At 59.8% G+C, this 26,851-nt stretch carries 25 protein-coding genes; 10 read left to right on the forward strand and 15 right to left on the reverse strand.

The features are described 5' to 3' along the window. Positions 1-12 precede the first annotated feature (12 nt). The 3 genes from fieF to WA302_RS24565 all read left to right on the forward strand — a co-directional run bounded on the left by fieF (position 13) and on the right by WA302_RS24565 (position 3,282). Positions 13-915, forward strand: a complete 903-nt coding sequence (gene fieF / locus WA302_RS24555; protein ID WP_141999164.1) for a CDF family cation-efflux transporter FieF — start codon at positions 13-15, stop codon at positions 913-915. A 231-nt stretch (positions 916-1,146) separates the two neighbouring features. After that, the gene (gene pfkA, locus WA302_RS24560; protein WP_004931116.1) at positions 1,147-2,109 is read left to right on the forward strand and encodes a 6-phosphofructokinase; all 963 of its coding nucleotides are present in this window, start codon (positions 1,147-1,149) and stop codon (positions 2,107-2,109) included. A 183-nt stretch (positions 2,110-2,292) separates the two neighbouring features. Continuing rightward, positions 2,293-3,282, forward strand: a complete 990-nt coding sequence (locus WA302_RS24565; RefSeq protein ID WP_043140999.1) for a sulfate ABC transporter substrate-binding protein — start codon at positions 2,293-2,295, stop codon at positions 3,280-3,282. A gap of 65 nt (positions 3,283-3,347) precedes the next feature. Here the strand turns inward: WA302_RS24565 and tpiA are convergent, their stop codons facing one another. Together tpiA and WA302_RS24575 are read right to left on the reverse strand one after the other, a co-directional pair. Further along, on the reverse strand, positions 3,348-4,115 hold the full coding sequence (gene tpiA, locus WA302_RS24570) for a triose-phosphate isomerase (RefSeq protein ID WP_004931113.1): 768 nt from the start codon (positions 4,113-4,115) through the stop codon (positions 3,348-3,350). A 127-nt stretch (positions 4,116-4,242) separates the two neighbouring features. After that, positions 4,243-4,827, reverse strand: a complete 585-nt coding sequence (locus WA302_RS24575; RefSeq protein ID WP_043140996.1) for a DUF1454 family protein — start codon at positions 4,825-4,827, stop codon at positions 4,243-4,245. Between the two features lie 199 nt (positions 4,828-5,026). Between WA302_RS24575 and WA302_RS24580 the strand changes: the two genes are divergently transcribed. Continuing rightward, positions 5,027-5,446 (forward strand): DUF805 domain-containing protein, encoded by a 420-nt coding sequence (locus WA302_RS24580; protein ID WP_043140990.1) that lies wholly within the window; start codon positions 5,027-5,029, stop codon positions 5,444-5,446. Positions 5,447-5,457: 11 nt separating this feature from the next. On the opposite strand, the gene fpr is transcribed toward WA302_RS24580, so the two are convergent. Both fpr and WA302_RS24590 read right to left on the reverse strand, forming a co-directional pair. Beyond that, complete coding sequence (gene fpr / locus WA302_RS24585; RefSeq protein WP_043140987.1) at positions 5,458-6,204, reverse strand: ferredoxin--NADP(+) reductase; 747 nt, start codon at positions 6,202-6,204, stop codon at positions 5,458-5,460. Positions 6,205-6,207: 3 nt separating this feature from the next. Next, the gene (locus WA302_RS24590; RefSeq protein ID WP_043140982.1) at positions 6,208-6,819 is read right to left on the reverse strand and encodes a helix-turn-helix transcriptional regulator; all 612 of its coding nucleotides are present in this window, start codon (positions 6,817-6,819) and stop codon (positions 6,208-6,210) included. Between the two features lie 297 nt (positions 6,820-7,116). Here WA302_RS24590 and emrD point away from each other — a divergent pair, with 297 nt between their 5' ends. Then, the gene (gene emrD, locus WA302_RS24595; protein WP_025304666.1) at positions 7,117-8,301 is read left to right on the forward strand and encodes a multidrug efflux MFS transporter EmrD; all 1,185 of its coding nucleotides are present in this window, start codon (positions 7,117-7,119) and stop codon (positions 8,299-8,301) included. 194 nt (positions 8,302-8,495) lie between these two features. On the opposite strand, the gene glpX is transcribed toward emrD, so the two are convergent. The 3 genes from glpX to WA302_RS24610 all read right to left on the reverse strand — a co-directional run bounded on the left by glpX (position 8,496) and on the right by WA302_RS24610 (position 12,033). Next, a complete protein-coding gene (glpX, locus tag WA302_RS24600; RefSeq protein WP_025304665.1) occupies positions 8,496-9,506 on the reverse strand; it encodes a class II fructose-bisphosphatase in 1,011 nt (336 codons plus the stop codon). 130 nt (positions 9,507-9,636) lie between these two features. Continuing rightward, positions 9,637-11,145, reverse strand: coding sequence for a glycerol kinase GlpK (gene glpK / locus WA302_RS24605; protein ID WP_025304664.1), 1,509 nt, complete (start codon positions 11,143-11,145; stop codon positions 9,637-9,639). A gap of 42 nt (positions 11,146-11,187) precedes the next feature. After that, the gene (locus tag WA302_RS24610; protein WP_004931095.1) at positions 11,188-12,033 is read right to left on the reverse strand and encodes an MIP/aquaporin family protein; all 846 of its coding nucleotides are present in this window, start codon (positions 12,031-12,033) and stop codon (positions 11,188-11,190) included. Positions 12,034-12,557: 524 nt separating this feature from the next. Here WA302_RS24610 and zapB point away from each other — a divergent pair. After that, on the forward strand, positions 12,558-12,797 hold the full coding sequence (zapB, locus tag WA302_RS24615) for a septal ring assembly protein ZapB (protein WP_004931092.1): 240 nt from the start codon (positions 12,558-12,560) through the stop codon (positions 12,795-12,797). 60 nt (positions 12,798-12,857) lie between these two features. Here zapB and rraA read toward each other — a convergent pair whose 3' ends face one another. From rraA to priA, 7 genes are all read right to left on the reverse strand, one after another. Beyond that, positions 12,858-13,343: a ribonuclease E activity regulator RraA gene (gene rraA, locus WA302_RS24620; RefSeq protein WP_004931090.1), complete on the reverse strand. Its 486-nt coding sequence runs from the start codon at positions 13,341-13,343 to the stop codon at positions 12,858-12,860. A 75-nt stretch (positions 13,344-13,418) separates the two neighbouring features. Beyond that, positions 13,419-14,336, reverse strand: a complete 918-nt coding sequence (locus WA302_RS24625; RefSeq protein WP_015379416.1) for a 1,4-dihydroxy-2-naphthoate polyprenyltransferase — start codon at positions 14,334-14,336, stop codon at positions 13,419-13,421. A gap of 96 nt (positions 14,337-14,432) precedes the next feature. After that, positions 14,433-15,767: an HslU--HslV peptidase ATPase subunit gene (gene hslU / locus WA302_RS24630; protein ID WP_025304663.1), complete on the reverse strand. Its 1,335-nt coding sequence runs from the start codon at positions 15,765-15,767 to the stop codon at positions 14,433-14,435. 12 nt (positions 15,768-15,779) lie between these two features. After that, positions 15,780-16,310 carry an ATP-dependent protease subunit HslV gene (hslV, locus tag WA302_RS24635; protein WP_004931085.1) on the reverse strand — a complete coding sequence of 177 codons (531 nt, stop codon included), beginning with the start codon at positions 16,308-16,310 and terminating at the stop codon, positions 15,780-15,782. Between the two features lie 102 nt (positions 16,311-16,412). Next, a complete protein-coding gene (ftsN, locus tag WA302_RS24640; RefSeq protein ID WP_197825473.1) occupies positions 16,413-17,327 on the reverse strand; it encodes a cell division protein FtsN in 915 nt (304 codons plus the stop codon). 65 nt (positions 17,328-17,392) lie between these two features. Continuing rightward, on the reverse strand, positions 17,393-18,421 hold the full coding sequence (gene cytR / locus WA302_RS24645) for a DNA-binding transcriptional regulator CytR (RefSeq protein ID WP_025304661.1): 1,029 nt from the start codon (positions 18,419-18,421) through the stop codon (positions 17,393-17,395). Positions 18,422-18,712: 291 nt separating this feature from the next. Next, entirely contained in the window at positions 18,713-20,908 is a 2,196-nt protein-coding gene (gene priA, locus WA302_RS24650) for a primosomal protein N' (RefSeq protein WP_049205326.1), read from the reverse strand. Between the two features lie 200 nt (positions 20,909-21,108). Here priA and rpmE point away from each other — a divergent pair, with 200 nt between their 5' ends. Further along, entirely contained in the window at positions 21,109-21,324 is a 216-nt protein-coding gene (gene rpmE / locus WA302_RS24655; protein WP_004931078.1) for a 50S ribosomal protein L31, read from the forward strand. 77 nt (positions 21,325-21,401) lie between these two features. On the opposite strand, the gene metJ is transcribed toward rpmE, so the two are convergent. After that, the gene (metJ, locus tag WA302_RS24660; RefSeq protein ID WP_006317756.1) at positions 21,402-21,719 is read right to left on the reverse strand and encodes a met regulon transcriptional regulator MetJ; all 318 of its coding nucleotides are present in this window, start codon (positions 21,717-21,719) and stop codon (positions 21,402-21,404) included. A gap of 304 nt (positions 21,720-22,023) precedes the next feature. Here metJ and metB point away from each other — a divergent pair, with 304 nt between their 5' ends. The 3 genes from metB to metF all read left to right on the forward strand — a co-directional run bounded on the left by metB (position 22,024) and on the right by metF (position 26,748). Then, the gene (metB, locus tag WA302_RS24665; protein ID WP_025304659.1) at positions 22,024-23,184 is read left to right on the forward strand and encodes a cystathionine gamma-synthase; all 1,161 of its coding nucleotides are present in this window, start codon (positions 22,024-22,026) and stop codon (positions 23,182-23,184) included. A gap of 2 nt (positions 23,185-23,186) precedes the next feature. Beyond that, a complete protein-coding gene (locus tag WA302_RS24670) occupies positions 23,187-25,622 on the forward strand; it encodes a bifunctional aspartate kinase/homoserine dehydrogenase II (RefSeq protein WP_043140969.1) in 2,436 nt (811 codons plus the stop codon). Between the two features lie 229 nt (positions 25,623-25,851). Beyond that, a complete protein-coding gene (metF, locus tag WA302_RS24675) occupies positions 25,852-26,748 on the forward strand; it encodes a methylenetetrahydrofolate reductase (protein ID WP_004931071.1) in 897 nt (298 codons plus the stop codon). Positions 26,749-26,851: the final 103 nt, after the last annotated feature.

The following is a 26,851-nucleotide window of genomic DNA, read 5'->3' on the forward strand; positions in this document are numbered from 1 at the left end:
CGGGATCCCTTAATGGAACAGCGTTATGCTCGCCTGGTAAAGTCCGCTGCGTTGGCCGCAACTGCGTTGGCGTCGTCGCTGCTGTTGATCAAAATCGTCGCCTGGTACCACACCGGTTCGGTCAGCCTGTTGGCGGCGCTGGTGGATTCGTTGGTCGATATCGCCGCCTCGCTGACCAACCTTCTGGTGGTGCGCTATTCGCTGCAGCCGGCCGATGCTGAGCACGCCTTCGGCCACGGCAAAGCGGAGTCGCTGGCGGCGCTGGCGCAAAGCATGTTTATTTCCGGCTCCGCCCTGTTTCTGTTCCTCACCGGCTTCCAGCACCTGTATGCGCCGCAAACGCTGCGCGATCCTGGCGTTGGGGTCGTCGTGACGGTGATCGCGTTAATCAGCACCCTGATTCTGGTCACCTATCAACGTTGGGTGGTCAGAAAAACCCGTAGCCAGGCGGTGCGCGCAGATATGCTGCATTATCAGTCAGATGTCATGATGAATGGTGCTATTCTTATCGCTCTTGGGCTAAGCTGGTACGGCTTCCACCGGGCAGATGCGCTGTTCGCGCTGGGCATCGGCGTATACATCCTCTATAGCGCGCTGCGCATGGGCTACGAAGCGGTGCAGTCGCTACTGGATCGGGCGTTGCCGGATGACGAACGCCAGGCGATTATCGAGGTGGTTTCCTCCTGGCCCGGGGTGAAAGGCGCGCACGATCTGCGCACGCGTCAGTCGGGGCCGACGCGTTTCATCCAGCTGCATCTGGAGATGGAAGACACGCTGCCGCTGCGTGAGGCGCATCGGTTGGCCGATCAGGTGGAACAGGCGTTGCGACACCGTTTTGCGGGGGCGGACGTCATCATTCACCTGGATCCGTGCTCCGTGGTGCCGCCGGGTAGGCAGGGGCATTGGGAGCTATAATCAGATAGAGGCATAGCCCGAAGTATTATCATGAATATCTGAGTTAGCTCAGCGTGCCATGCGGTGTTTTTACCGTTATATTGCGTGACTTGAATCAATTCAGCTGGGTGTTTTTGATATAATATCCAGCAATAAGCCGTAAAGCTGGTTTTCTGCAGCCGGAGAGGTTTCAAGACGATCGGCGGAGACAGAATTCTTAAGAAATTGCATCTACACAGTTCAGAGGTAGTCATGATCAAGAAAATCGGTGTACTGACGAGCGGCGGTGATTCGCCGGGTATGAACGCTGCAATCCGCGGCGTTGTGCGTTCTGCGCTTTCAGAAGGTCTGGAAGTTTTTGGTATTTACGATGGCTACCTTGGCTTGTACGAAGATCGCATGGAGCAGCTGGACCGCTATAGCGTGTCCGACATGATCAACCGCGGCGGCACCTTCCTCGGCTCGGCCCGCTTCCCGGAGTTCAGGGATGAAAACGTGCGCGCCAAGGCGATTGAAAACCTGAAGAATCGCGGCATCGACGCGCTGGTGGTGATCGGCGGCGACGGTTCCTACATGGGCGCCAAACGCCTGACGGAAGAAGGCTTCCCATGCATCGGTCTGCCGGGCACCATCGATAACGACGTTGCCGGTACCGACTACACCATTGGTTACTTCACCGCGCTGGAAACCGTGGTGGAAGCGATCGACCGCCTGCGCGATACCTCCTCGTCGCACCAGCGTATCTCCATCGTGGAAGTGATGGGCCGTTACTGCGGCGATCTGACGCTGGCGGCGGCGATTGCCGGCGGTTGCGAATTCATCGTGCTGCCTGAAATCGAATTCAATCGCGAAGATCTGGTGTGCGAAATCAAGGCCGGTATCGCCAAGGGTAAAAAACACGCCATCGTGGCGATCACCGAGCACATCTGCGACATCGATGAGCTGGCGCGCCACATCGAGCAGGAAACCAAGCGTGAAACCCGCGCCACCGTGCTGGGCCACATTCAACGCGGTGGTTCACCGGTCGCCTACGACCGCATCCTGGCCTCGCGCATGGGCGCCTACGCCATCGAACTGCTGCTGCAGGGTTACGGCGGCCGCTGCGTCGGTATCCAGAACGAAAAAATGGTGCATCACGACATCATCGACGCGATCGAAAACATGAAGCGTCCGTTCAAGGGCGACTGGCTGGAAACGGCGAAAAAGCTGTACTGATTCGCCGCTCTCCGCGCGCCGAAAGCCTCCGCTTGCGGGGGCTTTTTTATGCTTGTCGGCGACATATTCCAGAATCATCTATCCCAAAAATTTTTATTCTTTAATTGCCGGGAAAGTTTCTGGCAGGCTCTGATGCTAAATCAACCGATTGAGGTTGCGTTAATTTTCTGGGAGAGCCTGTCGATGCGTAAATGGGGTGTAGGTCTGACATTGGTGCTGTTGGCGTCCGGCGCCATGGCGAAGGATATTCAGTTGCTGAACGTGTCATACGATCCGACGCGTGAGTTCTATCAGGCTTACAACACGGCATTCAGCAAGCACTATCAGGCGGAAACCGGCGACAAGGTGACGGTGCGCCAGTCGCACGGTGGTTCCGGTAAACAGGCGACCTCGGTGATCAACGGCATCGAGGCCGACGTGGTGACGCTGGCGCTGGCCTATGACGTCGACGCCATCGCCGAACGCGGGCGCATTGAGAAAGACTGGATCAAACGCTTGCCGGACAACTCGGCGCCTTACACGTCGACCATCGTCTTCCTGGTGCGCAAAGGCAACCCGAAGCAAATTCATGACTGGCCTGACTTGATTAAGCCGGGCGTGTCGGTGATCACCCCGAACCCGAAAACCTCCGGCGGCGCCCGCTGGAACTACCTGGCCGCCTGGGGCTACGCGTTGCACCACAACAACAACGATAAGGCCAAGGCGCAGGACTTCGTCAAAAACCTGTACAAGAACGTCGAAGTGCTGGATTCCGGCGCGCGCGGCTCGACCAACACCTTCGTTGAGCGCGGCATCGGCGACGTGCTGATCGCCTGGGAAAACGAAGCGCTGCTGGCGGAGAAAGAGCTGGGCAAAGACAAGTTCGAGATTATTACGCCGAGCGAATCGATCCTGGCCGAACCGACGGTGTCGGTGGTGGATAAGGTCGTCGATAAACGTGGTACCCGCGACGTGGCGACCGCCTACCTGAAGTATCTGTATTCACCGGAAGGGCAGACTATTGCGGCGCAGAACTATTATCGCCCGCGCGATGCGGCGGTGGCGGCCAAGTTCGCCGGGCAGTTCCCGCAGCTGAAGTTGTTCACCGTGGATGACACTTTCGGCGGCTGGACCGAAGCGCAGAAGGTGCACTTCGCTACCGGCGGCGTGTTCGACGAAATAAGCAAACGCTGATGCCGTTTGAGCGGCAATAAAAAACCCCGGCAAGCCGGGGTTTTTTTATGGCAAGCCTAGGGCAATCAGGCTTTTTTTGCTGCGGCAGCGGCTTTGACGATCACGGCGAAAGCGTCGGCTTTCAGCGAGGCGCCGCCCACCAGCGCGCCGTCGATATCCGGCTGGGAGAACAGCTCTGCGGCGTTCTTGTCGTTCACCGAACCGCCGTACTGGATGATGATTTCAGCGGCAACCGCGGCATCGTGTTTGGCGATGTGATCGCGGATAAATTTGTGCACGGCCTGTGCCTGTGCAGGGGTCGCGGATTTGCCGGTACCGATGGCCCAGACCGGCTCATAGGCGATCACGGTGCCTTTCATCGCCGGTGCGCCCAGGGTTTTCAGCACGGCGTCGATCTGGCGCGCGCACACTTCTTCAGTTTTGCCCGCGGCGTTTTCCGCTTCGGTTTCACCGATGCACAGTACCGGGATCAGGCCGGCTTCTTTCAGCACGGCGAATTTCTCGGCGATCACTTCGTCGCTTTCTTTGTGGTAGGTACGACGCTCGGAGTGGCCGATGATGATGTACTGGGCACCGACGTCTTTCAGCATGTTGGCGGAAACTTCACCGGTGAAGGCGCCGGACAGGTTAACGTCCACGTTCTGCGCGCCCAGCGCGATGCGGCTGCCGGCCAGCGCGTGCTTGGCCTGATCCAGATACATCACCGGCGGGGCGATGGCGACGCCACAGCCGTCAACGCTGCTCAGCTCATTGCGCAGACCGGCGATCAGTTCGTTGACCATGTGAGTGCTGCCGTTAAGCTTCCAGTTACCCATAACTAATGGATGACGCATGTTTTTTCCTCCAACTAGGGAACGCGAGAGTCGAAATGACAACTGCCGGACCGGCAGTTTACCTGCCCAACAGTATAGAGATCATTAAGCGCGAAGGCTTTGCTTTTCGTCATTAAATGCCGCGCCGTTACGGCTCGGAAAGCGCTAGCTTAATCGGTTCAACCGCGAAGGTTACGCCTTTATCGCCGTTGTCCGAGACGACATAACGAATGGCGCCGACCTGCTGTTGGTAAAAGCGCGATCCTTTGCCTTTTTCCAGCAGGCTGTTCACCTTGTTCTGGCTCTGCTCCACCGTCAACGCCGGTTCGAACTGGCGCATCAGCGCCGCCATGTAGTTGATGGCGATGGCGCGCGCGGCTTTTTCTTCATTGGCCTGCTGCAGCGGCAGATGAGTGATCTGCAACGTTTTGATTTTACCGGTGCCTTTCTCCAGCGCGGTGGAGGCATACAGGTTTTCGTTGAGTTTACTGGCGGCGCGCGTCAGCAGCGGCGAATCGTCTTCGGTGGCCGGAATGGCGCGGAATTCGCCAATCGGCAGCTTCGGGTTGTCGCGATTGTATTTTTCGCGGAATTTGACCACCGTCAGATCGAACGTCGGCGCCCCGGCCAGCAGGTAAGGTGCGGCGGGTGCTGCATCGGCGGGCGGCGGATCGGCCCAGGCGCTGGCGGCGGCCTGCAACAGGCAGGCGATGACGAGGGTTTTTCTCAGCATGGCGTATGGCATCAAGGACAAAGATGGCTCCGATTAAAGCGATAACTCGCGGGCCTTGTCAAAGATCCCACGCCATTATCGGTTCGCTGACGAGAAAGCTGTGCGGCGCACCGCGTTATGCGAGGCGGAAAACTCGGCCCGGCAGCGCCTATGTTACACTGCGGCGCAGAATATGGGCAGGCTTAGAGCGCAGGAATCGATGACGTTACAACAGTGGTGTTTTTCTTTTAAGGGTCGCATCGGGCGGCGCGACTTCTGGATCTGGATGGGGCTGTGGTTGGTGCTGATGGCGGCGGCGTTTACGCTGGCCAATTATCAGCTGATCGCCATCCAATCCATCGCCTTCTTTATCGTGGCGCTGCTGTGGCCGACGGCGGCGGTGCTGGTCAAACGCCTGCACGATCGCAACAAGGCCGGCTGGTGGGCGCTGCTGCTGATCCTGGCGTGGATGCTGGCGGCAGGGAACTGGCAGATGCTGGCGCCGATCTGGCAATGGGGCGTCGGACGTTTCATTCCGACGCTGATTATCGTGATGATGATGATCGATCTGGGTGCCTTCGTCGGCACGCCGGGGAGCAATCGGTTCGGCCCGGAAGCCGAACCGGTGAAGTTCCGCTGACCCTCGCCGGGTTACCAGTAGTGCTCGCTGGTGATGTGGCCCGGTTTGCGGCGCAGGTGTTTGCGCATTTGGCGGTGGTCTTTCAGCGTTTGCTGGGTGTCCCGCACCATTTGCGGGTTGCCGCACAGCATCACGTGGCTGGTTTCGGCGTCGATGGTCAAGCCGGTCGCCGCTTCCAGCCGGCCGTCCTCGATCAGCGCCGGCACGCGGCCGGTCAGTGAGCCGGGCGTTTCTTCGCGGCTGACGACGGTCTGGATGCGCAGCTTGCCGTTGTAGCGTTGCTGCAGTTGCTGCATCAGCGGCAGGTAGCTCAGGTCGCGCGCGAAACGCGCGGCGTGCACCAGCACCAGGTTGTTAAAGCGCTCCAGTCCGATGCCCTGCTGCAGAATCGATAAATAGGGGCCGATGGCGGTGCCGGTCGCCAGCATCCACAGCGTGTCGCAATCGGGCACTTCGTCCAGCACGAAGAAGCCGGCCGCTTCTTTGGTCACCATTACATCCGACCCCGGCCGTAGCTGATTGAGGCGCGGGCTCAGTTTGCCTTCCGGCACCGTCACCAGATAGAACTCCAGGTTGGCGTCGTCGGGGGCATTGACGTAGGAGTAGGCGCGTTGCACCCGTTCGCCGTCGATCTCCAGCGCCAGTTTGGCGAATTGCCCGGCGGTGAAAGGATCGATGGGGGCATTGACCACCAGGCTGAACAGCCCGTCGGTCCATTGTTTTACCTGCGTAACTTTGCCGTTTACCCATTCAGCCATACTCTAAAGCTCCCGTGGTCGAATCAAATAAGCACAATGTCGTGAGCCGGAAATGGCGTGCGCGGTGCGCTCTACCCGGTAGTTGTTGCCGAACAGGCGATGAAACAGCTGCAGTTCGGAATTGCACAGGCTGCTGCAGTTGGAACCGGCCACGCCGATCGGACAGTGGTTTTCCACCAGTAGCGCACCGTGCGGATGGTCGAGCAATTCTGCCATGTAACCGTCGTGTTGCCGCAGACGCACTAGGCGGGTTAACCGGTCCTGATGGCTGCGTTCGGCGGACAGCTCTTCGGTGTAACGCAGATAAAGCTGCTCTTCGCGCGCGCTGAGCAACGGTTCCACGCCGGCGCCGCCAAACAGCTGCAGCGCGGATGCCCGCAGCCGCTCCTGATCGGCGGCCACATAGGCGTGCCCCCGTTCGGTCAGCGACCAGTAGCGCGTCGGGCGGCCGACCTTGCTGCGCGCTTCTTCGTAACAAACCAACTCACGTTTTTCCAGGGATTGCAGATGTTGTCGGATGCCCATCGGCGTGATGTCCAGACGCTCCGCCAGCATTTTGGCCGAGTGCGGGCCGAGAGCCTTTAACTGCAATAAAATCAGCTCAGGTGTTTTCATGAACCAAATCCCTATGGTGTTATTTTATTTCAAGTTGATGAAAATAATTATCGATTAAATGCTAAAGCCCGGCTACTGCAAGGGCGCTATTTTTAACTCCAAAGCGTTAGACGTACAGTTTAATTTACGAGCCTGGTCGGGTTTGCTGCCAGTGTGACCTGGATCAATATCTGCCTGAAACTCGCTAAAAAAATCAGATTTGATTAGTTTATGCCGCCATAGAGGGCTGCTCGCCGTTCTGGCTGCTGCAACGGCCATACCGGGACGCTGTGACGAGTTGAAACGTTAACGAAGATAATGAGAAAACTAGAGAATTTTCACCTGCTGGTGATGCTTATCCTGTTGGTTGCCGTCGGCCAGATGGCGCAAACCATTTATGTTCCCGTGATTGCTGATATCGCCCACGATCTGTCGGTTCGTACCGGCGCCGTGCAACGGGTGATGGCGGCGTATCTGCTAACCTACGGTTTCTCCCAGCTGATTTACGGGCCAATATCGGATCGTATTGGGCGTCGTCCGGTGATCCTGACGGGTATGATGATCTTCCTGGTTGGCGCGCTGGGCGCGTTGCTGTCCACCAACCTGACGATGCTGGTCGCCGCCAGCGCCATCCAGGGGATGGGCACCGGCGTGGCGGGCGTGATGGCGCGCACCATGCCGCGCGATCTGTATGCCGGCACCGCGCTGCGCTATGCCAACAGCCTGCTGAACATGGGGATTTTGGTCAGTCCGCTGCTGGCGCCGGTGATCGGCGGCGCGCTGGCAATGGTGTTCGGCTGGCGCGCCTGTTACGCCTTCCTGCTGGCGCTGTGCGCCTGCGTCGCCTTCGCGATGTTCCGATGGTTGCCGGAAACCCGCCCGGTGCAAACTGAAAAACGCCGCATGCTGGCCAGTTTCCGCCAGCTGCTGAGCGACAGCACCTTCAGTTGCTATCTGGTGATGCTGATCGGCGCGCTGGCGGGGATTGCGGTATTTGAAGCCAGCTGCGGCGTGTTGATGGGTGGCGTGTTGGGGCTGAGCGGCCTGACCGTCAGCATCCTGTTCATTCTGCCGATCCCGGCGGCGTTTTTCGGTGCCTGGTACGCCGGGCGCGACGGCAAAACCTTCCACACCCTGATGTGGCATTCGGTGCTGAGCTGTCTATTGGCGGGAGCGATGATGTGGATCCCGGGCTGGTTCGGCGTGATGAATATCTGGACGCTGATCGTGCCGGCTGCATTGTTCTTCTTCGGCGCCGGCATGCTGTTCCCGCTGGCGACCACCGGGGCGATGGAGCCGTTCCCTTACCTGGCCGGCGCGGCGGGCGCGTTGGTGGGCGGTATGCAGAACATGGGGTCCGGTCTGGCGACCTGGCTTTCCGCCATGCTGCCGCAAACCGGGCAGTTCAGCCTCGGATTGCTGATGTTCGCGATGGCGCTGTTGATCCTGCTGTGCTGGTGGCCGCTGTCCAACCGGATGCAGCATCAGGGACACACCGCATAACGACAGGGCGCCATTCGGCGCCCTCATACCGTTGACAAAAGGGAGAAAAAGCGTGGTTTTTCTCCCCTTTGTGGTTATTAGCCGAAAATCAATAAATTGATTTTCCTTGTTTTCTATTCGCTGCTCTCTGCCAACCCGGCAAGGGCATGAGGTTTGCCATCAATCATCAGGGCGCCATTCGGCGCCCTGTTTCGTTACAGCAGAAACTCGTGCAGCGCCGGGTCTTTGCGATCCAGATAGTGGGTTGAACGGATGCGGCGGATGGTGCGCGACTTGCCGCGGATCAGCAGGGTTTCGGTTGTGGCCATGTTGCCCTGGCGGCTGATGCCCTCCAGCAGATCGCCCTTGGTGATGCCGGTGGCGGAGAAGATCACGTTGTCGTTGCGCGCCATCTGATCCAGACGCAGCGCCTGACCGGCTTCGATACCCATTTCCCGGCAGCGCGCCAGCTCCTGTTCGCCGATGCGGCGGTTTTCGGCGCTGTCGCCTTTCACCTTATGGCGCGGCAGCAAACGCGCCTGCATGTCGCCGTCCAGCGCGCGGATCACTGCGGCTGAGATCACCCCTTCCGGCGCGCCGCCGATGCCGTACATCACATCGACCTCGCTTTCCGGCATGCAGGTGAGAATGGAGGCCGCCACGTCGCCGTCAGGAATGGCGAATACCCGCACGCCCAGCTGCTGCATCTGCGCGATGACGCCGTCGTGGCGCGGTTTGGCCAACACGATGACCGTCAGCTGTGACAGCGGTTTGCTCAGCCGCGCGGCGACGTTCCGCAGGTTCTCCGCCAGCGGCAGATTGAGATCGATGGCGCCGCGCGCCGCCGGGCCGACCACCAGCTTCTCCATGTACATGTCCGGCGCGTGCAGGAAGGTGCCGCGATCGCCCACCGCCAAGACCGCCAGCGCGTTGGATTGGCCCATGGCGGTCATGCGGGTGCCTTCGATCGGATCAACAGCGATGTCGACCGCGTCGCCCTGGCCGCTGCCGACCTGTTCGCCGATATACAGCATCGGCGCTTCGTCGATCTCGCCTTCGCCGATCACGATGCGCCCATCGATGTCCACTTTGTTGAGCATGATGCGCATGGCGTGGACCGCCGCACCGTCGGCGGCGTTCTTGTCGCCGCGTCCCAGCCATTTGTAGCCCGCCAGCGCAGCGGCTTCGGTAACGCGGGAAAATTCGATGGCTAATTCACGTTTCATGGCAAACCTGTCTGTGAGAAAGGGAAGAAAATATCGGCAAAGTCTATCACAGCGCGGCGCCGGCGGGGCGGGGCAAAAAAAAGCGCCGCCCGCAGGCAGCGCAATTTGGGGGGTAACGGCAAGGCTGGGTTTAGTCGTGATCTTCCCACGCCTGCGCGCGTGCCACCGCTTTTTTCCAGCCGCTGTAGCGGTAGTTGCGTTCGGTGGTTTCGATGCTTGGGCGGAATTCACGCTCAATCACCGCTTTGCTCTTCACCTCATCCAGATCGTTCCAGTAGCCGATGGCCAGGCCCGCCAGGAACGCGGCGCCCAACGCCGTCGATTCACGCACTTCAGGGCGCTCTACGCGGGTGCCGAGGATATCGGACTGGAACTGCATCAGGAAGTTGTTGGCGACCGCGCCGCCGTCCACGCGCAGCGATTGCAGGCGGGTGTTGGCGTCGGCCTGCATGGCGTCCAGCACGTCGCGAGTCTGGAAGGCGATGGATTCCAGCGTGGCGCGGATGATGTGGTTGCTGTTGGCGCCGCGGGTCAGGCCAAAGATGGCGCCGCGGGCATACGGATCCCAGTAGGGCGCGCCCAGGCCGGTGAAGGCCGGCACCACGTAGACGCCGTTGCTGTCTTTCACTTTGGTGGCGAAATATTCGGAGTCGGCGGCGTCGCTGATCAGTTTCAGCTCGTCGCGCAGCCACTGGATAGACGCACCGCCGATGAACACCGCGCCTTCCAGCGCATAGTTCACTTCGCCGCGTGGGCCGCAGGCGATGGTGGTCAGCAGGCCGTTTTTCGAACGCACCGCTTCTTTGCCGGTGTTCATCAGCAGGAAGCAGCCGGTGCCGTAGGTGTTCTTCGCCATGCCCGGTTGAACGCACAGCTGGCCGTACAATGCCGCTTGCTGGTCACCGGCGATACCGGCGATAGGAATACGCGTGCCGCCCTTACCGCCGATGTTGGTCTGGCCGTACACCTCGGAGGAAGGACGGACTTTCGGCAGCATGGCGCGCGGGATATCCAGCACTTCCAGCATGCGCTCGTCCCAGTCCAGCTCGTGGATGTTGAACATCATGGTACGTGAGGCGTTGGTGTAATCGGTGACGTGTACGCGCCCCTGGGTCATCTTCCACACCAGCCAGGTATCGACGGTGCCGAACAGCAGTTCGCCGCGTTTGGCGCGCTCGCGGGCGCCTTCGACGTTGTCCAGGATCCACTTCACCTTGGTGCCGGAGAAGTACGGGTCAACCACCAGGCCGGTGTTGTGACGGATGTACTCTTCCAGGCCGTCGCGTTTGAGCTTCTCACAGATGTCGGCGGTGCGGCGGCACTGCCAGACGATGGCGTTGTAGACCGGCTTGCCGGTCTCTTTTTCCCAGACGATGGTGGTTTCGCGCTGGTTGGTGATGCCGATGCCGGCGATCTGATCGGAATTGATGTCGGCTTTCGCCAGCACTTCTACCAGCGTCGAGCTTTGCGACGCCCAGATTTCCATCGGGTCGTGCTCAACCCATCCGGCCTTTGGATAGATCTGCGGGAATTCGCGCTGCGATACCGCAACGATGTTGGCGTCGTGATCGAGCACGACGGCGCGTGAGCTGGTGGTCCCTTGGTCGAGTGCGACAATGTATTTTTTTTCTACAGTCATGGTAATTATCCTGCTGTTGTTAACCGTGTAAAACTGCACCCATCACGCTTTGCGCTGCTGGGTCTTGGCGTCGGGCTCTTCTTCCGTCACGCAGACGTCGCACGGCAGGTGGCGGCCAATCAGCGCGCGGTAACCGAAAGCGCCCAGGCCACAGCCGACGATAGGAGCGAAGATCGGCACCAGGAAGTATGGGATGTCGCGTGCGCCGGTGAAGGCGACTTTGCCCCAGCCGGCCAGGTAGGCGAACAGTTTCGGGCCGAAGTCACGCGCCGGGTTCAACGCAAAGCCGGTCAATGGTCCCATGGAGGCGCCGATCACGGCAATCAGAATACCGATCAGCAGCGGTGCCAGCGGGCCGCGCGGAATGCCGTTGCCGTCGTCGGTCAGCGCCAGGATCAGGCACATCAGGATTGCCGCGATCACCATTTCTACCAGGAAGGCCTGGCCGACGGAGATGTGCGCGTTAGGGTAAGTCGAGAAGATGCCGGCCAGTTCGAGGCTTTCGTTGCTGCCGCGCACCATGTGGTGCGCCGCTTCGAAGTCGAAGAACAGGTTGTAGTACAGCCCGTAAACCAGGGCGGCGGCGCAGAAGGCGCCGGCGATCTGCGCAATGATGTAAGGCACCACTTTGCGCCCGTCGAAGCAGGCGAACAGCCACAGGGCGAGGGTGACCGCCGGGTTGAGATGCGCGCCGGAAATGGCGGCGGTCAGATAGATGGCCATGGCGACGCCGAGGCCCCAAATGATGCTGATTTCCCACTGGCCGAAGCTGGCGCCCGCCAGTTTCAGTGCGGCAACGCAGCCTACGCCAAAGAAGATCAGCAGCGCCGTGCCGAGGAACTCGGCGATGCACTGGCCTTTTAATGTCGGACTGGTGGTTTGGCTCATAATGTTGGTGTCCTGCAAAACGGCGGTTGTTGGTTTATAGGCTCAGTTGGGTAGAGATCCGGCCTATGGGCACAGTTTTTTTCATCTCGTCCAATTATTGAATGAGGACGTGATGTAAATTTATCGTTAACGAACATAAACGAGAAATAGCGAAATCAAAATGTGTGTGGCGCGTCATAAAATTGAGCGATTTCGCGTCGTTTAGTGTTCTTTCTGAGCCATAAAAGTGTGATCTGACCAGTGGTTTGGTGAGGGCTGTTAACAACTCGCGGCGATGATGGTGGGGATTTTCAGTTTTTACTGATGGTGAGGGCAGGAAAATTGCAACAGACTGCGCGATGATCCGGTATGTTGCTAGACAGGCGGAGACTGGCTACTTACAATCGTTTTTAACGAATCGAGACTGGCGCGCCTTCCGTAACGGCGCGCGTCACTGAGCGCGATGCAATATTCGCAGTAGCTGCAGCCGACGTTGCGGCCGCTACTTATAGATGTACGCCTTGCTATCATGAGGGGACTGAAGCATGTCATTTGAAGTATTTGAGAAACTGGAAGCAAAAGTACAGCAGGCGATTGATACCATCACCTTGTTGCAGATGGAAATTGAAGAGCTGAAAGACAAAAACAACTCTCTGTCGCAGGAAGTTCAGGCTGCCTCCGGCAACCACGAAGCGCTGGTGCGCGAAAACCAACAGCTGAAAGAAGAACAGCACGTATGGCAAGATCGCCTGCGCGCGCTGCTGGGCAAAATGGAAGAGGTCTGATTCCTCACGCCATGCAGCAACGAAAAGGGCGCCTCAGGCGCCCTTTTTCATGTCCGAAAATCACTCGATGTCGAGCGGGTCTTCGGAGAGGATGATGCCGGTGTTGTCGGCATACAGATGATCGCCGGAGAAGAAGGTGACGCCACCGAAGTTGACGCGGATATCGCTTTCGCCCACGCCTTCGCTTACGGCACCCGCCGGGATCGCCGCCATCGCCTGAATGCCGATGTCGAGCTCTTCCAGATCGTCCACCTGGCGCACCGCGCCGTACACCACGATGCCTTCCCATTCGTTCTGGGCGGCCAGGCGCGCCAGTTCGGCGTTGATCAGCGCCCGGCGAACCGAACCGCCGCCGTCGACCAACAGCACGCGGCCGCGGCCGTTTTCTTCAAGCAGATCGAATAACAGGCCGTTATCCTCAAAGCATTTCACCGTGGTGATCTGCCCGCCAAATGAAGTACGCCCGCCAAAATTGGAGAACAGAGGTTCAACAACGTTCACCTCTTCATGATAGATGTCGCAAAGTTCGGAAGTATCGTATTTCATAGGATTTTACGTCTGTTTGCCGCAGGAATGTTCAGTATATCCCTTTATTCGCCCTGTTGGCAAAATCATCAGTTTTTAACTGAGCGCCACGCCGATGGCGAACAGCAGGTTGGCCAGCAACGCCGCCTTGACCATGTGCTCCAGCATCGGCCGCATGCCGACCGGCGTCGGATCGCGCAGCACGCGCAGGCCGTGGCGCACCAGCAGCGGGATCGCCAGCACGAACAGCCAACCCCACGGACTGTGGAGGTTGAACAGCGTAAACAGCGCGAAACACAGCACCGCGCCGCCGAGCAGCAGGGCATGGTAAATGCGCGCCTTGTGCGGGCCGAGACGCACCGCCAGCGTATTCTTGCCGTTTTCGCGATCGCTCTCGATATCGCGCAGATTATTGATGTTGAGCACCGCCGTCGCCAGCAGGCCGCAGGCGGTGGCCGGCAGCATCACGACGCTGTCGAAGGTGTGCGTTTGCAAATAGTAGGTGCCGGCCACGCTCAGCCAGCCGAAGAACACCAGCACCGAGATGTCGCCCAGCCCCAAATACCCGTAGGGTTTGTTGCCGACGGTGTAAGTGATCGCCGCCACGATAGACAGCCCGCCCAGCACCAGGAAGCCCACCACGTCGCTGGGTTGCTCGCAGGCGACGGCGATCAGCGAACAGCCGGCGAGGGCGATCAGCACCACCGTCACCACCAGCGCCCGCTTCATCTGCGCCTGGGTGATCATGCCTTTTTGCATGCCGCGCAATGGCCCGATGCGATCTTCTTTGTCGCTGCCTTTGACCGCATCGCCGTAGTCGTTCGCCAGGTTGGAGAGGATCTGCAGCAGACCGGCGGTCAACAGCGCCAGCAGCGCCACTTCAGGTTTCAGGCTGCCGTGCCAGGCGGCGATCGCCGAGCCGACCACGATGGAGGCAAAGGCCAACGGCAGGGTGCGGGGGCGTAGACTTTCCAGCCAGGCGGAAATCGGGGTGGTGGAGGTTGATGAGCTCATGTTTCGCTTCTGTCAGTAAGTTGCGGTGTCCGTTAGAAATAATTGTGGGAGGCAATGCCTCCCACACAGATGACTGACAAGACAATGATTGAGCGATTATAGGATAAAACGACTCAAATCTTCATCCGCCACCAGTTCATCCAGATGACTGCGCACGTAATCCGCATCAATTGTAATGGATTGGCCATTAATTTCACTCGCATCGTAGGAAATATCTTCCATCAGACGCTCCAGCACGGTGTGCAGACGACGCGCGCCGATGTTCTCGGTGCTTTCGTTGACCTGCCACGCGGCTTCGGCGATGCGGCGGATGCCGTCGGCGGTGAACTCGATATTGACGCCTTCGGTGCCCATCAGCGCTTTGTACTGTTCGGTCAGCGATGCGCTCGGCTCGGTCAGGATGCGCTCGAAGTCTTCGGTAGTCAGCGCCTGCAGCTCAACGCGGATCGGCAGACGGCCCTGTAGTTCTGGGATCAGATCCGACGGGTTGGCGGTCTGGAACGCACCGGAAGCGATGAACAGGATGTGGTCGGTCTTCACCATACCGTGCTTGGTGGATACGGTGCAGCCTTCCACCAGCGGCAGCAGATCGCGTTGCACGCCTTCGCGCGAGACGTCCGGGCCGGAGCTCTGGCCGCCGCGCTTACAGATTTTGTCGATCTCATCGATAAACACGATGCCGTGCTGTTCAACCGCTTCGATCGCCTGCTCTTTCAGCTCTTCCGGGTTCACCAGCTTGGCGGCTTCTTCTTCCACCAGCAGCTTGAAGGCTTCTTTGATCTTCACCTTGCGCGGTTTTTGCTTCTGTCCGCCGAGGTTCTGGAACATCGACTGCAGCTGGTTGGTCATCTCTTCCATGCCCGGAGGCGCCATGATTTCCACGCCCATTGGCGCGGCGGCCAGATCGATTTCGATCTCTTTGTCATCCAGCTGGCCTTCGCGCAGCTTCTTGCGGAATGCCTGGCGGGCGGCGGACGGCTCCTGATGCTCTTCCGGCTGGCCCCAGTTGTTCTTGGCCGGCGGGATCAGCACGTCGAGAATGCGCTCTTCGGCCAATTCTTCGGCACGGGTGCGGTTTTTCTCGATCGACTGCATACGCACCATTTTGATGGCGGCATCGGTCAGATCGCGGATGATGGAATCCACTTCTTTGCCCACATAGCCCACTTCGGTGAACTTGGTGGCTTCAACCTTTATGAACGGCGCGTTGGCCAGCTTCGCCAGACGACGGGCGATTTCGGTTTTACCGACGCCGGTCGGGCCGATCATCAGAATGTTTTTCGGGGTCACTTCGTGGCGCAGCATCTCGTTGAGCTGCATCCGGCGCCAGCGGTTGCGCAGGGCAATGGCGACAGCGCGTTTGGCCTTGTTTTGGCCAATGATATAGCTGTCCAGTTCGCTGACGATCTCGCGCGGGGTCATTTCAGACATGGTATTCGATCCTTACGCTTTGGAAGGCAATTCTTCAATGGTGTGGAAATGGTTGGTGTAAATACAGATGTCACCGGCGATGTTGAGGGATTTCTCAACGATATCGCGGGCGCTCAGCTCGGTATTTTCCAACATGGCGCGGGCGGCGGCCTGAGCGTACGGGCCGCCGGAACCGATGGCGATCAGATCGTTTTCCGGCTGCACCACATCGCCGTTGCCGGTGATGATCAGCGAAGCGGTTTCATCAGCGACTGCCAGCAGCGCTTCGAGCTTGCGCAACATGCGGTCGGTGCGCCAATCTTTCGCCAGCTCGACGGCGGCTTTCACCAGGTGGCCCTGATGCATTTCCAGTTTGCGTTCAAACAGTTCAAACAGCGTGAAGGCGTCAGCGGTGCCACCGGCGAAACCGGCGATCACTTTGTCGTTATACAGGCGACGCACTTTCTTGACGTTACCCTTCATCACCGTATTACCCAGGGTTGCCTGGCCATCACCACCGATGACGACCTGGCCGTTGCGGCGTACGCTTACAATTGTTGTCACGAGCAGACCCTCGTTAAAGACGGAAAGAAGTCCCCGCAGCGCCTGCTTTCGCAGACGCTACGAGGCATATTGAGAGTATAGATGGGGGGGGATTGACGCTTTTCAACCCCCAACGGAGAGGGGAATGCAACTCGACATGCCGACGCCCTTCAGGCGCGAAAGGGTTTTATCCGCTGCTGCGCGGCTGCTGTAGGGGCCGAGCACCACGCGATTCCAGCCGCCGCCGGCGGTGATGCGGCTCTCGATGCCTTCGAACGCCAGACGTGCACGCACGGATTCAGCCTGATCGGTGGCGCGGAACGAACCGCATTGCACCATCCACTTCTGTTTCGATTCCGGCTTGGTTTCCTGCTTGGCCGTTTCCTGTTTCACTTCCGGTTTCGGCTCCGGCTTCGGTTGCGGCTTCGGCTCAGGCTGTTTCGCCTGCACCGGCGGTGGGGTGACCGGCTTCGGTTGCTGGTGTTGCTGCACCGGCGCGGTGGTGGCTCCGTTGTTGAACGGGTTGCGCGGCGCCTGGGTAACCGGCTGCTGTTGCATTTGCTGTTGTTGCATCTGCTGCTGGCGGTTACTGCGCGCGTTGACCTGGCCCGGATCGTTATATGGCACTTCGTTCAGCTGCGTCGGACGCTGCTGCATGTCGGCCTGCATCTGCTCCAGCAACTGCCGCTGTTCGGCGGTCAGCTGAGTTTTGGAATTGAGCTCGCCGCCGGCCGTCGGTTCGGTCGGTGTTTGCACGCCGATCTGCCGGTTTTCCAGCTCTTTGATGTAGCGCCAGCGCTCTTCCGGCTTCGGCGGCAGGCCGTTGCCGGGGCGCGTGGTGTGCGCAGGCAACAACGGCGCGTCTTCCGGCTTGTTGTGGGTAATGAAATAGAGGCCACCGACAAAGATAACCAGTAACGCGGCGGCTAACGCCAGCACGGTTTTGGAAACCTTCGGAGAACTGCGTTTTTTACGGCTGGGGGTTTTACGCTTAGCTCCTGCTGCGCGCCCACGGCTTACATAGTCTTTTTGTGCCACTATTATTCCGCTGTGTCCTGATGAGAGGATAAGTCCGTCATGTTACTGAACCCTAAAATATTTGACTAGCGTTTCGGGGCAGCGGTGCTGCCTCTGATAATCAATTCACTGTCCAACAGCCGGGAGCCGCTGGCCACCGTCTGGCCGTTCAACTGCTCCAACAGCAATAACATCGCCTGTTGGCCTATCTGGAAACGCGGCTGCGCCACCGTGGTCAGCGGCGGATCGCAATACTGCGCCAGCTTGAGGTCGTCAAAGCCGACGATCGACAGATCCTGCGGTACCCGCAGCCCCATTTTCTTCGCCTGGGACAGCACGCCGATTGCCATGACATCGCTGTGGCAGAACACCGCCGTCGGCGGTTTCGGCTGAGCCATCAGCTGGGTCAGCGCTTGCGCGCCGGCTTCGTAGGTAAAATCACCCCGGGTAATATAGCTGCTTTCGACGGTAATGCCATTACGACGTAGCGCTTGAACGTAACCCTGTAGCCGATAATGGCTCAGCGGCATCTGTTCCGGCCCGGCGACGCAGGCGATCTGCCGGTGGCCCAGTTGATGCAAATAATGCACGGCTTCAAAGGCGGCGGTCAGGTTGTCGATATGCACCGTCGGCAGTTCCAGCTCGGGCGCGAACTCGTTGGCCATCACCATCGGCGGCAGGTTGCGCTGCTCTTCCTTGCTGGCGTCGAACGGCAGGTTAGAGCCCAGCAGCAGCATGCCGTCGATCTGTTTGGTGATGATCAGATTGACGAAGGTGCGTTCTTGCTGGTTTTGCTGCGCGCAGTCGCCGATCAGCACCAGATAGCCTTGTTGGGCGGCGGTCTGTTCGATCCCCTGGATCACATCGGCGAAAAACGGATCGCAGATGTCGGGCACGATCACCAGGATAGTGCGAGATTCGTTGCGTTTGATATTGCGTGACAGAGCATGAGGAGAATAACCCACGGCCAGCACGGCCTGTTCTACTTTCTGGCGCGTTGGCGTCGACACCTTTTCCGGGTTCATCAGCGCACGCGATACGGTAGCCGTTGAAACGCCCGCCATTTCGGCGACGTCTTTCATGGTCGCCATGGATAACTCTTTCTTGTGTTCCAACGCCTTTCTCCTTGCGTCAGCCCCATGCCGACGCCACTACTGCTGTTTGCTCACAATGTCCGGCATGCGGTGGCGGGATTGTTGTCATTGAGCGCCACTCGCGTTTGGGCACTCCGTCGCGCTGCGATGTGGCGACAAAATTTGCCCTCGCAGACATTCTAAACAGAATACGCCCCGCCTTTGTTACCTAATTTGCATAAAAAATGTGACCTGAGAAGGTTTTTTAGCGTTCGCTCGCAATTTCAAGGGTAAACGTTTGCACTGCCGCAGCTAAATCGGACTTTTCCGGGATCAGCTGTCGATCGGATCGACATCCAGCGTCCATTTCACCTTGCGCGTTTGCGGCAGAGTGCCGATCAGCGGCAGCGAGCTTTTCATCAGCTGTTGCAGGACGCGCCGCGTCGGATGTTGCAGCAACAGCTGCCAGCGGAAACGGCCGCCGCGTTTCGACTGCAGCGCCGGCACCGGGCCCATCACCCACAGCGAGTCGTCCTTCAGCGGGCTGGCTTCCAGCAGGTTGCGCAGCTGCTGCAGGAACAGCGGGGCCTGCTGGTTGTCGTGATCTTCGGCGCGCACGATGATGTGGCTGGTGTAAGGCGGCAGAAACACGCTGTTGCGCTCCGCCAGCGTCTGTTTGGCGAAGGCGTCGTAACCCTGTTGCAGCAGCACCTGCAATAACGGGTGCTCCGGGTGGTGGGTTTGCAGCAGCACTTCACCCTGTTTGCCCGCGCGGCCCGCTCGCCCGGAGACCTGAGTATACAGCTGAGCGAAACGCTCGGCGGAGCGGAAGTCGGCGGAGAACAGCGCGCCGTCCACGTCCAGCAACGCCACCAGCGTGACGTCGGGAAAATGGTGGCCTTTGGCGAGCATCTGTGTGCCGATCAGAATGCGCGCTTCGCCGCGATGAATATCCGCCAGGTGCTGCTCCAGCGATCCTTTGCGGCTGGTGGTGTCACGATCGATGCGGGTGATCGGCGTGTCGGGGAACAGCGGCGCCAGCTCATGCTCCAGCTGTTCGGTGCCGACGCCGACCGACACCAGATGGGTGGAGCCGCACTGTGGGCACTGGTGCGGCACCGGTCGCTGGCTGTCGCAGTGGTGGCAGCGCAGCTGGCGCTGATGCTGGTGGAAGGTGTAGTAGTGATCGCAGCGCTGGCACTCGGCGATCCAACCGCACTCGTGGCACAGCAGCGCCGGGGCGTAACCGCGGCGGTTGAGGAACAGCATCACCTGGTTGCCAGCTTTTAAATGGTGCTGCATGCTTTTCAAAAGCGGTTGCGACAGGCCGACCTTCAGCGGCAGCCCTTTCAGATCGATCAGGTGCTGCGCCGCCGGTTTGGCGTTGCCCGCGCGCTGGGTGAGCTTCAACTGGCGATATTTGCCCAGTTGCACGTTGTGCAGCGTTTCCAGTGCCGGCGTGGCGGAGCCCATCACCATCGGGATGTCTTCTTCCCGGGCGCGGAACACCGCCAGATCGCGGGCGTGGTAGCGCCAGCCTTCCTGCTGTTTATAAGAGCTGTCGTGCTCTTCGTCGATGATGATCACGCCCAGCTGCCGGAATGGCGTGAACAGCGCCGAACGGGTGCCGATGACGATGGCGGCTTCGCCGCTGCGCGCGCGCAGCCAAACCGCCAGCCGCTCGCTGTCGTTCAGTCCGGAGTGCAGCACGTCCACCGGCGCGTTGAAGCGCTCGCGAAAGCGGGCGATGGTTTGCGGCGTCAGGCCGATTTCCGGCACCAGCACCAGCGCCTGTCGGCCTTTGGCCAGTACGTTTTCCAGCACGCTGAGGTACACCTCGGTCTTGCCGGAGCCGGTCACCCCGGCCAGCAGCCAGGCGGCGAACTGCTCATCCTCGCTTCTGATCGCCCCGACAGCGGTAGCCTGTTCGGTGTTCAGCCGCAGCCGCTCGCCGAGCACCGCGAAGTTGGGGCGCCAGTCGTGCGTATCCGCGACCTGAGCGCGCAGATCGATCAGCCCTTTGGCGCGCAGCGCCTGCAGGGCGCTTTCCGTCAGCTCCAGCTGGCTTACCTGATGGCGATAGACCGGGCGTTGCAGCAGCGCCGCCAGCGCCTGCTGCTGTTTCGGCGCGCGTTTCAGGCTTTCGGGCGGGGTGGCGCGCCCCTCTTCGGTGGCGAACCACTGCCACAGCGGCGCGGCTTCGGCCGGTTTGCCTTGCCGCAGCAGGATCGGCAGCGCGTGAAACAGCACTTCGCCGATGGGGTAGTGATAGTAATCGCTGGCCCAGCGCAGGATGCGCCACAGGCTGGGGGAGAACAGCGACTCGGCGTCTATCACGCTGTCGATCGGTTTGAGCTTGTCCAGCGGCAGTTCGCTGGTGTCGCTGCAGCCGGTGACGATGCCGATCGCATGCTGCCTGCCCCAGGGCACGCCCACGCGCGCGCCGGCCACCGGCTGCATGCCGGGCGGCAGCAGATAGTCGAAGGTGCGGGCGAGGGGGACCGGCAAGGCAACGTGTACGACGGGCATGATCTCATCCAAATTGAAAAAAAGTGGGCATCAGTTTACACGGCGCATCGGCAAATGTACGGTTCCGATTGCGCGCCTCGGCTAATGCTGTATAATTTGCCGCCTTTGGTATAATTCGATACCAAAATTCTATTATCAACCACGTGTGGTGTCTGGCGAAACAGGGCTGGATAGCGACACGGCCTTAACTGAGGTTTCCCATGAAACAAGGTATCCACCCAAAATACGAAGAAGTTACTGCTAACTGCTCTTGCGGTAACGTGATGAAGATCCGCTCCACCGTGGGCCACGATCTGAACCTGGACGTTTGTGGCGCATGCCACCCGTTCTACACTGGCAAGCAGCGTGACGTTGCTACCGGTGGCCGCGTTGACCGCTTCAACAAGCGTTTCAGCGTACCAGGCGCTAAGAAATAAGATTTCTTATCGTCCGATGAAAAAGGCGCCTTGGGCGCCTTTTTTCGTTTCTGCCGCCGGCGTTCGCCGGGCGGTTCTCAATATTCCCAGGTATCGGGATCGACACCCAGTTCGCGCATCAACACTTTTGCGGCTTCCGGGATTTCATCGCTGCGCTCTTTGCGCAGGTCTTCATCGTTCGGCAGCGGCTGGCCGGTAAAGGCATGCAGAAACGCTTCGCACAGCAGTTCGCTGTTGGTGGCGTGGCGCAGGTTGTTCACCTGGCGACGGGTCCGTTCGTCGGTGAGGATTTTCAGGACCTTCAGCGGAATGGATACCGTGATCTTTTTGACTTGCTCGCTTTTTTTACCGTGTTCAGCGTAAGGGCTGACATACTCGCCGTTCCACTCAGCCATGGGACACCTTAACTTTGTCAGAAAAATTACAAAATTCTAAAAACCGGCCAATTATGCCCGATCTTCACTGTTCTCACTAAATAAATGTCAATTTTACGCGACCAGGGTCACTGAATGCCCCGCTTCGGTCAGGCATTGCCGCTTAACATCTTATCGTCATGTCATATCGGCATAATTTTAGCGGGTATTGTGTCATTGCTCAATCTATACGCAAAGAAGTTTAGATGTCCAGATGTATTGACGTCTATCAATCCTGCGATTACTCTTTAGGCCTCATTCACCGAACCGAGAGCCGAGCGAGACCATGACGCGTAAACCAGCCACGATTGCCGTACGCAGCGGCCTGAACGATGACGAACAGTACGGCTGCGTCGTCCCGCCGATTCATCTGTCCAGCACCTATAACTTTACCGACTTCAACCAACCCCGAGCCCATGACTACTCGCGCCGCGGCAACCCGACGCGCGACGTGGTGCAACGTGCGTTGGCGGAGCTGGAAGGCGGCGCCGGCGCGGTGATGACCGGCAGCGGGATGTCGGCGATCCATCTGGTGACCACTGTGCTGCTGAAGCCCGGCGATCTGCTGGTGGCGCCGCACGACTGCTACGGCGGCAGCTATCGGTTGTTCGACAGCCTGAGCAAGCGCGGCGCCTATCGCGTGCTGTTCGTCGATCAGGGTAATGAAGCCGCCCTGCAGCAGGCGCTGGCGCAAAAGCCGAAGCTGGTGCTGATTGAAAGCCCCAGCAATCCGCTGCTGCGGGTGGTGGATATCGCGGCGATCTGCGCCGCCGCGCACGCGGCGGGCGCGTTGACGGTGGTGGACAACACCTTCCTCAGCCCGGCCCTGCAACAGCCGATCGAACTCGGTGCCGATCTGGTGGTCCATTCTTGCACCAAATATCTGAATGGGCATTCGGACGTGGTGGCCGGCGCGGTGATTGCCAAAGATCCCGAGCTGGCGGTCGAATTGGCTTGGTGGGCGAACAATATCGGTGTAACCGGCGGTGCGTTCGACAGCTATCTGCTGCTGCGCGGCATGCGCACGCTGTCGCCGCGCATCAAGGCGGCGCAGCAAAACGCCGAAGCGATTGTCGGTTATTTACAGCAGCAACCGCTGGTGAAAAAGCTGTATCATCCCTCCCTGCCGGAAAATCCGGGGCATGAGATCGCCCGCCGGCAGCAGCGTGGTTTCGGCGCGATGCTGAGTTTTGAACTGGACGGCGATGAAGCGGTGCTGCGCCGTTTTCTCTCTGCCCTTGAGCTGTTTACTCTGGCAGAATCGCTGGGCGGCGTAGAAAGCCTGATCTCGCATGCAGCGACCATGACCCACGCCGGCATGGCGGCGGAGGCGCGGGCAGCGGCCGGCATCTCCGAGAGCCTGCTGCGCATTTCCGTGGGTATTGAAGACAGTGAAGATTTGATTGCCGATCTGGAACGCGCTTTCCAGGCGGCGGCAACGAGGTAAGCATGAATGCAATTGCTGTAGCAGGGCCGGTGAGCGGGCGTCAACTGCACAAGTTTGGCGGCAGCAGTCTGGCGGATGTGAAGTGTTATCTGCGTGTGGCCGGGATTATGGCGGAATACAGCCAGCCGGGCGACATGATGGTGGTATCGGCCGCCGGCAGTACCACCAACCAGTTGATCAACTGGCTGAAGCTCAGCCAGAGCGATCGCCTGTCTGCGCACCAGGTGCAGCAGACGTTGCGTCGTTATCACAGCGATCTTATCAGCGGCCTGTTGCCGCCGGAAAGCGCCGAGCCGCTGATCGCCGAGTTCATTCAGGATCTGGAACGTCTGGCGGTGCTGCTGGACGGTAAAGCTGACGAGGTGTGCTATGCCGAAGTGGTCGGGCACGGCGAGATCTGGTCGGCGCGCCTGATGGCGGCGGTGCTCAACCACCTGGATATGCAGGCGGCCTGGCTGGATGCGCGTGATTTCCTGCGTGCCGAACGCGCCGCGCAGCCGCAGGTGGATGAAGGCCGTTCTTATCCGCTGCTGCAGCAATTGTTGGCTCAACATCCGGGCAAGCGCCTGGTGGTGACCGGCTTCATTTCGCGCAACGACGCCGGGGAAACCGTGCTGTTGGGGCGCAACGGCAGTGATTACTCCGCCACTCAGGTCGGCGCGTTGGCCGGCGCTGCGCGCGTCACCATCTGGAGCGACGTGGCCGGGGTATACAGCGCCGACCCGCGCAAGGTGAAAGACGCCTGCCTGCTGCCGCTGCTGCGCCTGGACGAAGCCAGCGAGCTGGCACGCCTGGCGGCACCGGTGTTGCATACCCGCACCCTGCAGCCGGTCTCCGGCAGCGATATCGATCTTCAGCTGCGCTGCAGCTACCAGCCGGAGCAGGGCTCGACGCGCATCGAGCGCGTATTGGCGTCCGGCACCGGCGCCAAGATTGTCACCAGCCACGATGACGTGTGCCTGATTGAGCTGCACGTCGCCGCTCAGCATGACTTCAAACTGGCGCAGAAAGAGTTGGATCTGGTGCTCAAACGCGCGCAGATTAAACCGCTGGCGGTGGGCATCCATCCTGACCGCAATCGGGTGCAGCTGTGCTACACCTCCGAGGTGGTCAACAGCGCACTGGCGATCCTGCAGGCCTCGGCGCTGCCGGGTGAACTGCATCTGCGTGAAGGGTTGGCGCTGGTGGCGATGGTCGGCGCCGGGGTATGCAAGAACCCGCTGCACAGCCACCGTTTCTATCAGCAACTGAAAGATCAGCCGGTCGAATTTATCTGGCAGGCGGAAGATGGCATCAGCCTGGTGGCGGTATTGCGCCAGGGGCCGACCGCGCTGCTGATTCAGGGGCTGCACCAAAGCCTGTTCCGCGCCGAGAAGCGCATCGGTCTGGTGCTGTTCGGCAAGGGCAACATCGGGTCGCGCTGGCTGGAGCTGTTCGCCCGTGAACAGACCAATATCTCCGCGCGCAGCGGCTTCGAATTTATCCTGGCGGGGGTGGTGGACAGCCGCCGCAGCCTGCTGAACTATGACGGGCTGGACGCCAGCCGCGCGCTGGCATTCTTTGAGGACGAAGCGCAGGAGCTGGATGAAGAATCGCTGTTCCTGTGGATGCGCGCGCACCCGTTCGACGATCTGGTGGTGCTCGACGTGACCGCCAGCGAAGAGCTGGCTGGGCAGTATCTGGATTTCGCCAGCTACGGTTTTCACGTGATCAGCGCCAACAAGTTGGCGGGGGCCTCGTGCAGCGACAGCTATCGCCAAATACGCGACGCCTTCGCCAAAACCGGCCGCCACTGGCTGTATAACGCTACCGTCGGTGCCGGCCTGCCGGTCAACCACACGGTGCGCGATCTGCGCGACAGCGGCGACAGCATTCTGGCGATCAGCGGCATCTTCTCCGGCACGCTTTCCTGGCTGTTCCTGCAGTATGACGGCACGGTGCCGTTCACCGAGCTGGTGGATCAGGCCTGGCAGCAGGGGCTGACCGAACCGGATCCGCGGGTCGATCTCTCCGGCCAGGACGTGATGCGCAAGCTGGTGATCCTGGCGCGCGAGGCGGGCTACGACATCGAACCGAACCAGGTACGGGTCGAGTCGCTGGTGCCGGCGGGCTGCGAGCTGGGCTCCGTCGATCAGTTCTTCGAGAACGGTGAGGCGCTGAATCAGCAGATGCAGCAGCGCTTTGAGGCCGCCAGCGAAATGGGCCTGGTGCTGCGCCACGTGGCGCGTTTCGACGCCAACGGCAAGGCGCGGGTCGGCGTGGAGGCGGTGCGCCCTGAGCACCCGCTGGCCTCGCTGCTGCCGTGCGACAACGTGTTTGCCATCGAAAGCCGCTGGTATCGCGATAATCCGCTGGTGATCCGCGGGCCGGGCGCCGGCCGCGATGTGACCGCCGGCGCTATCCAGTCAGACCTTAACCGTTTGGCGCAGCTGCTTTAATCCTCTGCGGGCGCGGGCTCAACGCGCCCCTTTGCTTTTCCTGCCATACTTATCTTTGCCGCGATCATGAAATTCCCTCGTTGAGCGGGTGAGGATTAATCATCTTATTCCCCTCATTTTCCTGTTGACTCTTTAGCCAACATGCGGCATTTTCTATCTAGACGTCTAAACGTATAGACGCTCATCAAGATGAAATAAAAACAGTGATCGATAAAGAGGTGAGCAGGGTATGAGTTTTTTCCACGCAAACCAGCGGGAAGCGCTGAATCAGAGTCTGGCGGAGTTGAACGGCCAGATTAACGTATCATTCGAGTTCTTCCCGCCACGCACCAGCGAGATGGAAGAGACCCTGTGGCAGTCGATCGATCGTCTGAGCATCCTCAAACCTAAATTCGTTTCCGTCACCTACGGCGCCAATTCCGGCGAGCGCGATCGCACCCACAGCATCATCAAGGGGATCAAGGAGCGCACCGGCCTGGAGGCGGCGCCGCACCTGACCTGCATCGACGCCAGCCCGGCGCAGCTGCGCGACATCGCGACCGATTACTGGAACAGCGGCATCCGCCATATCGTGGCGCTGCGCGGCGATCTGCCGCCGGGCGGCGGCAAGCCGGACATGTACGCGACCGATCTGGTGGCGTTGCTGAAAGACGTGGGTGACTTCGACATTTCCGTCGCCGCCTACCCGGAAGTGCACCCGGAGGCGAAAAGCGCCCAGGCCGATTTGATTAACCTGAAACGCAAGATCGATGCCGGCGCCAGTCGCGCCATTACCCAGTTCTTCTTCGACGTTGAGAGCTATCTGCGCTTTCGCGACCGCTGCGTTGCCGCCGGTATCGATGTGGAAATCGTGCCGGGCATTCTGCCGGTGTCCAACTTCAAGCAGCTACAGCGCTTTGCCACCATGACCAACGTGCGGGTGCCAAGCTGGATGACCAGCATGTTCGAAGGGCTGGACGACGATGCGGAGACCCGCAAAATGGTCGGCGCCAACATCGCCATGGACATGGTGAAGATCCTGAGCCGCGAAGGGGTGAAAGATTTCCACTTCTATACGCTGAACCGTGCAGAGATGAGCTACGCGATCTGCCACACGCTGGGCGTGCGCCCGGTGGCCGCCGCCTGACAGGCTTGTTCCATTGAAAAAGGGCGTCGCTTTACCGCGGCGCCCTTTTTTTGTGGGGGAAAGGCATAAAAAAACGGCCCCGATAAACGGGGCCGCGATGAGG

This window comes from Serratia sp. 201 (assembly GCF_037027545.1).
GTDB lineage: Bacteria > Pseudomonadota > Gammaproteobacteria > Enterobacterales > Enterobacteriaceae > Serratia > Serratia bockelmannii.